We start from the raw sequence: 10675 nt of genomic DNA on the forward strand, positions 1-10675 counted from the left end.
TTATCAGCTTTTGGCTGTAAAGACTCCATCTGACTTAATGCAGATGGTCAGTCCGGTTTTATCCTCCACACCATTACTGGCTTTCACAGGCCGAACCTTACTCACTACTACAGCTTCATCTGCCACCTCGCACCAACACCTGCCTCGAGTCTCCTCTCGTACAAATGCTTCTGGCTTATCACCAGAGACGGTGTCAGGCTTCCCCAGTTACTGCACTGGCTCCCTGTTAGAAATTCCACCCTCAAACACAAAACAGGACTGACTGAGTATCGGGCTTCGCGCTATTTTGCACGCTTACCCTCCTGCCTTGCCGAATCAGGTTCACTTTCGTTGTGTACTTCTAACTTCCTATGGCTTCCTTCGAACCCTGCCGTTGGCCAGCAACGCCCTTGCCATTCGGATTATCTTCCCCTCAGTCAGGGTGATTCAGGTTTCTTTCAACCTGACGGGTTTGCCAGCTTCGCTGGGCAAACAAAAAAGCCGACTCAGAAGTCGGCTTTTTCGTGTACTCAACAATTAAAACGGCATTTTCATGCCAGGAGGCAGTGGCATGCCACCGGTGACGTCAGACATTTTCTCTTTAGACGTTTCGGCAACGCGGCGCGCGGCGTCGTTAAATGCTGCAGCAACCAGATCTTCCACCATGTCTTTATCGTCTTCCATTAACGACTCATCAATCTCTACACGGCGTACGTTGTGGTTACAGGTCATGGTGACTTTTACCATGCCCGCGCCTGATTCACCCACCACTTCAAGATTGGCCAGTTCTTCCTGGGTTTTCTGCATGCGCTCCTGCATTTGCTGCGCCTGCTTCATGATGTTGCCCATTCCGCCTTTGAACATAATAGTATCTCTCTAATAGAAAAAATTGATAAGTTGCGACATCGCTACTCAGCGAGGCTGAATACTGTCTTCCAGTACCTCAGCATTGAACGCCCCCACCACAGAGCGGATCACGTCATCAGACTGAATAACTTGTCGAGCATGACGTTGTCGCATTGTATTAATTTGCTGTTGAATCTGAAAAGGTGTATCGGTGACCTCTGCAAACTCTAACTGCACAGTTACCGGCGATTGTAGCACTTCTGACATGGCAGTCGACAACTGTGAAGCGGTAGTTTCGTTAACCAGGTGCTCCTGCGCCGGATCGAGCCTGAGCAATACCTTATCATCAGTGCGTTCAAACAATGAGTGTAAAGCAACCTGCTTGAGTAATCCCGCAATAGGCATGGCCTCAATCAGCGCGCTCCACTTATCGATTTGACTGGCAGCAAGCAGCTTATCGCCGTTTTCAAGATAAGCAGGTAAATTACTGTACGTATCAAATGATACGTTGGCAGCCTGATTTGGATCGAAGGTCGCCGACTCCTCTGCCACAGGTTGCGACGAGTTATTAATGCTATCGATTCGCTCAAACCCGTTATCAGCGTTGGTATTGCTAACCTGAGCTTCATTGACCGGCTCAGCATTTTGACCTGGTTCATCAGCCATACCCTGACTGTTTTCTAACACCCAGGGCGGCGGCAAGTCAGCCTCTGCTTCCTGATGCTCATAAGGCTCATTCTGAGGCGCTACATTGGCATTATTGGGCGTTGGCTGAGTTGTTTCAGTTGCCTCACTGTGAGGCTGTGATTCATCATTATGTGCGGCCTTGGCTACCAGCGAGGGTTTAAACTCGCGGCTAGTCGTTGCCGGCTTTTTTGCAGCGTCAGCTTTGTCCTCCGCAGCCTGCTGTTTGAGTCGTTGACGCAACGCCAGCATGGCAGCGGTATTCGACACCGTAGCCTGTTGTTCCTGAGCAGGTGCTTCAGGCTGCGGTTCCGCAGGTTCTTCATAAGCAGGCGGGTAGTCTGCTGGCGGCGGCATGTGCTCATCCGGTGGATTATTGTCGTACTGCTGGTACGCGTCGTAATCCTGCGGCGGCTCATCATAATGCGGTGGTTGTGATGACGGCTGCGTTAACGCTTCGCTTTGCTGACGAAAATCTTCCGCTTCATCCATCAACTGCTCTGCCTCAGAGGCAAGCTGTTGTGATTCATCGGATGCTTCGGTCTGGACGGCCGGTTCAGCATTTTGTTCTGCCGTCTCAGCTACTGTGTCAGCCTGTTGTTCTGCTTGTGCTGAGGGCGCAGGGGCTGCCTGATAACCTGCATCGGGTACTGTTCGTGCCGGCGCTTGCTGAATAACGGTTTCCCGCTCGCCAACCGGTTCTACCGGGGCAAAGGTCATCATGCGCAGTAAAGTCATTTCAAACGCGCTGCGCGCATCGTTGGCAAAGGGTAAGTCTTTACGGCCCTGCAAAGCAATCTGATACAGCAACTGGACTTGCTCCGGCGCAAAATGCCGGGCCAGCTGATAAATAGCTTTGGCAGTGTTGGTTTCCAGCTTACACGCTTCTGGTACCCACTGAGTAAGTGCTATCTGATGTAGCAGGCTGGCCAGTTCTGCCAACACAATACTGTAATCAGGCGCGAGTACGTCAATTTCTGCAGCCTGATGAAGTACTTCAGCGGCATCCTTTTTACCAATCGCAAACAGGATTTTCAGCAGTTGCTGGCGATCCATCAGGCCGAGCATATCAGTTACTATACTGCCGGATACCTGATTATTACCCTGCGCTATCGCCTGGTCGGTCAGACTCAGGGCGTCACGCATACTGCCCTGGGCGGCTTTAGCCAATAATCCCAGCGCAGACTCTTCAAAAGCGATCTGTTCCTGTTGCAATATGTGCTGTAGTTGCTGACCAATCTGATCCCGGGACAAGGCCTTGAGATTAAACTGCAAACAACGAGACAAAATCGTGATGGGTAATTTTTGCGGATCCGTGGTGGCCAGCAAAAATTTAACGTGAGGCGGTGGCTCTTCCAAAGTTTTAAGCAAGGCATTAAAGCTGTGCTTGGACAGCATATGCACTTCGTCTATCAGGTAAACCTTGTAGCGCCCGCGGGTTGGCTTGTACTGAACGTTGTCCAGCAGCTCACGGGTATCTTCAACTTTTGTGCGGGAAGCAGCATCGATTTCAAGCAAATCAACATAGTTACCCTGCTCTATTTCGACACAGGTACTGCACTGACCGCAAGGGTTAGCACTTTGCCCCTGTTCACAGTTAAGGCTTTTCGAGAATATCCGCGCGATAGTGGTTTTACCTACCCCACGCGTTCCTGTAAACAGGTAAGCATGATGCAAGCGATCGTTATCCAACGCATTGGTGATCGCCGCAACAACGTGCTCCTGGCCAACCAGTTCAGCAAATCTGCCCGGCCGCCATTTTCTTGCCAGTACCTGATATGCCACCGTTAGTTGTCCTTATTCGCCATCAAATTCACAAATACAATAAGGTTCCAGCCCCAACGCTTCAAGCTTTTGGTAGCCGTTTAATGCCGGCAAACCGATCACGAAACCAGCATGCTCTACCACACCACCCAGGTTACGAATAAGCTTAGCCGTAGCAGAAATAGTGCCGCCGGTGGCTAACAGATCGTCGATCAAAAGCACCTTATCGCCGGGGTTGATAGCATCCCGGTGGATTTCCAGGGTGTCTTTGCCGTATTCGAGCTCGTAACTTTCGCTGAGTACGTCGCGGGGCAGCTTGTTAGGTTTGCGTACCGGGATAAAACCTACTTCCAGCTCAAGCGCCAAGGGTGCGCCAAATAAAAAGCCGCGGGCTTCAGTGCCTGCCACTTTGTTAAATCCATAAGGTCGGTATTTGTCGAGCAGCATAGAGATACACTGGCTAAATGCCTCGTAATCTTCTAATACGCTTGTCACATCACGGAATTCAATGCCGGGCTTTGGATAGTCCGGCACTGTTTTTACAACTGATTTTATATAATCTGCACTCATGCCTGTCCTTTATAATTATTTTTTTAGCATGAATTTATTTGATCAGGTATGTAAAGATACCTGCTAGCGTAGGAAGTAATGGAAACGCGACTAACGCAACCACAATTGCCAGAAAATACCACCAGTTAAACACTTCTTTAAAATCTTCGTTACCAGCCATGAAAATTCTCAAATTTAATTAAGCTAAAAAAGGGGGTAAATGGTAATCGAAAGCAGTCTAAATTGACAGTGCAAATATAACGCCCGATGAAAAACCGGGCATTCATTTTATCTATATACCGTTTGATTCAGCGGGTATTACAGCACCACAGGATAACCACTGGGTCAGTAGCGGCGTAAGTCCCTGATGAAGTGTCTCAACGGAAAACTGTGGAGCTTGCTGGTGAATTGCTGTCACCAACGAGTCAAAACTATAAACCTCACTGCTGAGTAACTGTAATGCCAACGCAGACAGTGCCGTAATATGCTGAAATTGGACCTGATGCAGCTCGTCTCGATAGAGCAGATAGTAATGCATCGAATCGGCAGATTCGGGCCTGAAGTCGGGGCTAATCTGATGCACCGGATAGTGATAGGCAGCCAGCTCGGTTAATGGTGAGGCGGTGAGCTGTGAAGGTATGCCATCCTGCTGCCAATAATTAACTGCTTGCTCAACTTCCCGGACTGACAACGCCAGCTCAAGCCATTCATAATGCGCGAGCTCCGCCATAAAGGGCGGATCATTTTTAACCGGCTGATATTCATTACTGAGGTATTCGACAAACTCTTTACTGATATGAATAAAGTAGGGAGACGAACACTGGTGCTCAATGAAAAAGCGTCGTATCAGCGCCTGCCATTGTTCTTCAGTATACAGGCTGTGTAACACCGGAAACCCGTTTTGGATAAATCCCGAGACGTTGTTGAAAAACAACGATCGATAAATATCCATTCTGCGTTGCGTATCTACCGACTCGTCTGTTGAGTTTTGTGGCGCCCGAATGCTATTTGCGAATGATTGTAACTGCACCTGTAATGTCATCAGGCTACGCCCTGCTGCTCAGCACTAACCGCTTGCTGGATTTGTTTGATGCGTTGTACCTCATCAAGCAATACTTCTAAAGCCGGGATGTTAAAATCACGCTCCAGTAAAGTAGGAAACACATGATGCTTTCGGTAACTGTGCGCCAATAAATCCCAGACCGGCTTAATGACATCGCTGCCGTGGGTATCGACCCTAAGATCTTCGGCTTCTTCATAATGGCCGGCAATATGCCCATAAACTATGCGTTCCGACGGCAGACCATCAATAAACGCGTAGGGATCGTACCGGTGATTAATCGAATTTACATACACGTTATTGACGTCGAGCAACATTTTACAGCTGGCTTCAGACAACACCGCATTAATAAACTCGAGTTCTGTGAGTTGCTGGTTGGGCGCAATATAATAAGACACGTTTTCCAGCACCAAAGGGCGTTCAAGAATGTCCTGGACCACTTTCACCCGCTGGGCAATATAGCTTACAGCCTCTTCAGTAAACGGAATCGGCATCAGATCGTACAAGTGCCCTTCGGCTGAGCAATAACTTAAATGCTCACTGTACAACTCGATGTTATAGCGATCGAGAAAGTGCTTAAGCTCTTGCAAAAAGCGGTGATCCAGGGGATCCGGACCACCAATAGACAAGGATAATCCATGGGTAGTGAACACGGCCTGCTTTACGCAACGATTAAAATCTTCGCGATATTTGCCCCCGAGCGGGATCCAGTTTTCAGGTGCTACTTCCCAGAAATCCACATTTCCGGGAAGAACAGGCAGCACATCATCCAACATTTCCCTGCGTAGGCCCAGACCAGCACCCTGTAACTTAACAGCCATGAACTACTCCTGTGATGACTGGCTTAAGCGGCACCACCGCACTTACCTTCACCACATTTACCTTCTTTCTTGGCTTTTTTATCACCACCGCATTTGCCTTCGCCACATTTACCCTCTTTCATGGCTTTCTTCTCGGCACCGCATTTGCCTTCACCACACTTACCTTCTTTGTGGGCTTTCATGCTCTCGCCGCACTTACCTTCACCACATTTGCCTTCTTTGTGGGCTTTCATGCTCTCGCCGCATTTACCTTCACCACATTTGCCTTCTTTGTGGGCTTTCTTGCTTTCGCCGCACTTGCCTTCGCCACACTTACCTTCTTTGCTTGCTTTCTTGCTTTCGCCGCATTTACCTTCGCCACACTTACCTTCCGGCGCAAACTGCATGTAGCCAGACTCTAATTGTTGAGCACCAAACGGATTAACCGTATCAGCCATCGCCATAGACGACATGGAGGTTAAAACCACCGCACCCAGTGCGCTTGCAATACCATTTTTGTTTACTTGTTTCATTGTCTTGTTCCTATCGGGTCAAATAATTGTTATCTCTTTCACTATAGACCGGGGGCTATAAAATTTTATTTCGTTTATCTAAAAAAAACCACTTATACATCGTAAGTGGTCTTTGTTACTTGCACAATATACTTATCAGTCTGCTTTATAACCAATCCTGAATCCACCCCAGTGTCGATTATTAACAAAAATAGGGGCTGACAGATCATGCATAACCTCGCCGGTATCCCGCTTATAAGTTTGCAAAAGGAAGCTCTCGGTATTACTCCCACAGCGAGAGCCGGTGTAATCATTAAATATACGTTTGGTACGACTCTTAGCCAGGTCTGTTTCATAGTTGCCGGTCATTTTATGACTAAACTTTTTATTATGGGTGGGGAGATAGCCGTTCACATCCACCGCACCAGCGTAGATAATAAAGTCGTTTTGCTCCAGAATTGGTTCTTGCAACACAGGTAGCTCTGCATCAGTGAATTTGTCGAAACCGGTAGTAAACTTCTGCGGATTAGTATTGGGCACCGGTTGGTAGTTAAAATCAAATAATGCCTGCTGTGACAGCCGCCCCTGCTCGATGGCCTGTTCAAACAACTTACCAATTCGCTGCGCAGTTTCCTGGGCAATGCGCTGCACTTTTGCATTGCGGTTATGTAAATCGAAGACCTGCAACTGGCGGAAAATATCCTCGGTCTGGTGACTCAACGCCAGTACCTTCTCCGATACTTCACCTAACTCAGCTTCAAGGTGACGGGTATTTTCATGTAACTGCATTGCATTGGCACTGATACCACGATTGGCCTCACCATGTTCATCCACGGTATCTTTCATCACTGTCATAGAGTTGGCTGCAGCGCTCGAAGCTTCGCTGGCGGCTTTAATTAAATCAGATGACTCAGTAATCATCTGGCTCATTTCATCACCGGCATTTGCTACCTTTTCTATGGCCATTACGGAATTCTGGCTACACTGATTGATTTCACTGAGCACTTCATCAATTCCCTGCGTCGCGTCAGTGGTTTTTTTCGCTAAGTCACGCACTTCGTCGGCCACTACCGCAAAGCCCCGGCCCTGTTCTCCGGCTCGCGCAGCTTCGATGGCGGCATTAAGCGCCAGCATGTTGGTCTGGTCGGCGAGCTGATTGATAGTAGTGGTAATACTGCCGATGGATTCTGCACTACTGCGTAGTGTCTGAAGCATAGCCTTTGAGTCATTAATCTGACTAATTAGCGTGGCTTGTTGGTCAAGGAGATTATTGAGTAACTGGCGACTACGCTGCGTCATTTCGTCAGAAGTCTGTATCTTATCTTCTGCCATAACAGCATGTTCAACAAGTTGCTGGTTGCCGGATTCGATATTTTCAATACGCTGAGCAATCTCTTTGATACTGTCGACCTGCTGGTTGAACATTGAGGTTAGCTTATCTAAAAAGTGCGAAACACTTGCCCCACCGATAGCAATCCGGCTGGCCGACTGACTGATCATTTCACCTTTCTGAGAAAACTCATTCACTGCCTGGGGCCTATCTTCCTGAACCCCATCCTGATTCTGTGAAGCAAAGTAGGTAAATCCACACGACAACAAGCCGACAACAAAAGCAACAACGCCTAATGATAACTGGAAAAACCCGAGCGCGAGACTACCGATACAGATTATAACAAACTGACTGATTGTAATTTTCACAGCGATTGACTTCTTAATGTATTGTTATAACAAACCTGTAACAACTATAGCTTATGTTTTTGAAAGTTACTGTGAATTATAGACAAAAGTATGAAGCAAACAGTCGTAATGTATAAGAAATTACAGGTGTTATACCATTCCATCTAGATTTGTGATCTAATTGCCACATTACATTCCTGAGTCCATTTAGTTTGAAATATACATCAGAGCAATTGCTCGCCCTTTCAAAATCTGAAAAAGATAGTCGGAAGCGTATACGCTTCTTAGCCCTTTCTCATTTTCTTGACGGCAAGAGCCGCACTTATATCGCTGAAATACTCAAAGTCAGTAGGACAAGTGTGAATCTGTGGGTATCCAATTACCTTACCAATGGCCTTGAAGGTCTGGAATCCAAAAAGGCAAAAGGTCGAACTTGCTACCTCACAGAACGGCAAAAGCAAACGCTCTGTTCATACATCGAAGAGCATAGCCAGGATAAACATGAAGGAGGTAGGCTTACCGGGGAAAGTATTTTAGCCTATATTGAGCAAACATTTGGCGTTACCTACCATCATAATGCAATCTATAAGCTGTTAAAATCGTTGGGGTTTAGTTGGATAACGAGTCGTTCTCGACATCCTAAACAACAAACAGGCGTCCAGGATGCATATAAAAAACTTCCTACTGGAAACGATCCTTAACACTCCGGGGCATCTCGCCTTGGATCGCATAGATGTTTGGTTCCAGGACGAAGCTCGTTTTGGCCAGCAAAACACGACAACGCGCATTTGGGCCCCAACGGGAAGTCGCCCACGAGTTGTGAAGCAACAGCAATTTGAATATGCACATTTGTTTGGCGCGGTATGTCCAGCTACTGGCGACACCGAAGCGTTCATTTCGCCCTATGTGAGCAAAGACATCATGCGTCAACACCTGATGCAAATCTCACAGAAAACAAAACCGGGGCGCCATGCCGTGGTGGTGATGGATGGTGCTGGTTGGCATACCGATGATATAGCCGATGACTTTGAAAACCTGACAATTATGAAACTGCCACCCTATTCTCCTGAACTGAATCCCATAGAGCAGGTGTGGAGTTGGATACGGCAACATCATTTAGCGAACAGATGCTTCCAGGGATACGAAGATATCGTTGATGCATGTACCACAGCTTGGAACGATTTCGTCGATGACACTAAGCGAATCATGAATATGTGTTCGAGAGACTGGGCATTACTGACCAAATATTAAGATGGAATGGTATAAGAAAGCTCTCACATGGGGGTGAAGAACGGTGCTTCGTAGAAGCATGGCGAATGCCGGTGGCATTCGACAAGTGATGAACGCGAGGCATGGATGGCGAGCTGGATGCCCGTTACAGGGACGTATCACTAAAGGACGCTGTTCGAAGAGTTTCAATGGATATGACCCTCGATGGTTGGGTCTTCATCAAAGTAGCACGCCAGTGCCTTTCTAATACCAATTGCCTTAAAAGTTTGATCTAATGGCAGTATTCATATTCGAGTGATTTTCATATGCATACCGCCGACGACTTTAAACAATTAGCAAAGCAGACATCCAACGGCCAATTACGGACCCGCTATTTAGCTTTGTATCATTTCAAGAAAGGAGAAACACGTACTCAGATAGCCGCTTACCTTGGGGTTGCCAGAGGCAGTGTTAATACATGGGTATCCAACTACCTGGCTCACGGACTTGAAGGCCTGCAATCCAAACCTAGTCCGGGTAGACCCTGCCAGCTCTCCGTCTCTCAGCGAGAACAGGTCGCACATTTTATTGAAGAAAACGCGGTTAAAAAGGAGGGAGGTCGTTTGATTGCACAGGATGTACGACAATACATTAGCGACACCTTCCAAATCGACTATCAGTTGCGAAACGTATACCGCATCATGGATACGCTCGGTTTCAGTTGGATAACCAGCCGCTCTAAACACCCTAAACAATCACAGCAAACCCAAGATACTTTTAAAAAACTTCCAGTTGGAAACGATCCTTCACACTCCAGGTCATCTCCCTCTGGATCGCGTTGACGTCTGGTTCCAAGACGAAGCACGATTCGGTCAGCAAAATCAGACGTCCAGAATATGGACTGCGAAGGGCAGCAGACCAAGAGTGGTAAAGCAACAGCAATTCGATTATGGCTATATCTTTGGTGCGGTGTGTCCGAGCAATGGCAATACCCAGGCGCTTATCAGCCCTCTTGTCAATAAAGAGGTGATGAAGCAGCATCTGAAATTGATCAGCGAAGCGACAGAGCCTGGGCGTCATGCCGTTGTTGTGATGGATGGCGCTGGCTGGCATACATTCGACACGGCCAGCCCATTTACCAACGTCAGTCTCGTAAAACTCCCAGCCTATTCTCCGGAGCTGAACCCGATGGAACAGGTATGGCAATGGCTACGGCAGCGTTGCTTATCAAACCGGGTATTTCGAGGTTACGAAGAAATAGTAGAACAGGTCTCTCGTGCCTGGAATACATTCATTGCGGATGTTGAGCGAGTCAAAAGTCTCTGTTGGAGAGAGTGGACAAATTTGGTCAATTAATTAATGCAATTGGTATAAGATAAAGGGCTATCCCTATGAAGTTGATAGCGGTGATGACACTTTATTAAACGCCAGATGCAAAAAAGGGCTACCCAAATGGATAGCCCTTTTTCTTAGAATGGGAGCCTGGCGGTGTTCTACTCTCACATGGGGGCGGAGAACGGTTTCAAGCAAGCAAATTGTTTTGCTTGCTCCGTTCGGAGCGGCTTCGCCTCTGGCGAAGACTGGGGGCCCCCTTC

The 10675-nt window shown here is 47.6% G+C and carries 10 protein-coding genes; 2 read left to right on the forward strand and 8 right to left on the reverse strand.

All coding sequences use genetic code 11. The features are described from left to right. Positions 1–516: 516 nt before the first annotated feature. From D9T21_RS19345 to D9T21_RS19375, 8 genes are all read right to left on the reverse strand, one after another. Positions 517–843, reverse strand: a complete 327-nt coding sequence (locus D9T21_RS19345; RefSeq protein WP_105933612.1) for a YbaB/EbfC family nucleoid-associated protein — start codon at positions 841–843, stop codon at positions 517–519. A gap of 48 nt (positions 844–891) precedes the next feature. Next, entirely contained in the window at positions 892–3294 is a 2403-nt protein-coding gene (dnaX, locus tag D9T21_RS19350) for a DNA polymerase III subunit gamma/tau (RefSeq protein WP_123326843.1), read from the reverse strand. 12 nt (positions 3295–3306) lie between these two features. After that, positions 3307–3843: an adenine phosphoribosyltransferase gene (gene apt / locus D9T21_RS19355; protein WP_123326844.1), complete on the reverse strand. Its 537-nt coding sequence runs from the start codon at positions 3841–3843 to the stop codon at positions 3307–3309. Positions 3844–3877: 34 nt separating this feature from the next. Further along, positions 3878–4003: a hypothetical protein gene (locus D9T21_RS23185; RefSeq protein WP_276309509.1), complete on the reverse strand. Its 126-nt coding sequence runs from the start codon at positions 4001–4003 to the stop codon at positions 3878–3880. A 111-nt stretch (positions 4004–4114) separates the two neighbouring features. Beyond that, positions 4115–4864 (reverse strand): HvfC family RiPP maturation protein, encoded by a 750-nt coding sequence (locus D9T21_RS19360; protein ID WP_123326845.1) that lies wholly within the window; start codon positions 4862–4864, stop codon positions 4115–4117. Beyond that, positions 4864–5703, reverse strand: a complete 840-nt coding sequence (locus D9T21_RS19365) for an HvfB family MNIO-type RiPP peptide maturase (protein ID WP_123326846.1) — start codon at positions 5701–5703, stop codon at positions 4864–4866. Before D9T21_RS19365 ends, D9T21_RS19360 begins: the two co-directional genes overlap by 1 nt. 23 nt (positions 5704–5726) lie before the next feature. Continuing rightward, the gene (locus D9T21_RS19370; RefSeq protein WP_105933607.1) at positions 5727–6215 is read right to left on the reverse strand and encodes an HvfA family oxazolone/thioamide-modified RiPP metallophore; all 489 of its coding nucleotides are present in this window, start codon (positions 6213–6215) and stop codon (positions 5727–5729) included. Positions 6216–6350: 135 nt separating this feature from the next. Beyond that, positions 6351–7892: a methyl-accepting chemotaxis protein gene (locus tag D9T21_RS19375; RefSeq protein WP_240621850.1), complete on the reverse strand. Its 1542-nt coding sequence runs from the start codon at positions 7890–7892 to the stop codon at positions 6351–6353. A gap of 191 nt (positions 7893–8083) precedes the next feature. Here D9T21_RS19375 and D9T21_RS19380 point away from each other — a divergent pair. Further along, positions 8084–9122, forward strand: a protein-coding gene (locus tag D9T21_RS19380; protein ID WP_476726842.1) for an IS630 family transposase whose coding sequence is annotated in 2 segments (ribosomal slippage) — positions 8084–8544 and positions 8543–9122 — 1041 coding nt in all. Because the reading frame shifts where the segments join, the coding sequence is not laid out codon by codon here. 284 nt (positions 9123–9406) lie between these two features. Further along, a protein-coding gene (locus D9T21_RS19385) for an IS630 family transposase (protein ID WP_377907561.1) occupies positions 9407–10436 on the forward strand; the annotation gives its coding sequence in 2 pieces (ribosomal slippage) (positions 9407–9861 and positions 9860–10436; 1032 coding nt in all). Positions 10437–10675: the final 239 nt, after the last annotated feature.

Source organism: Marisediminitalea oceani, assembly GCF_003731635.1.
GTDB lineage: Bacteria > Pseudomonadota > Gammaproteobacteria > Enterobacterales > Alteromonadaceae > Alteromonas > Alteromonas oceani.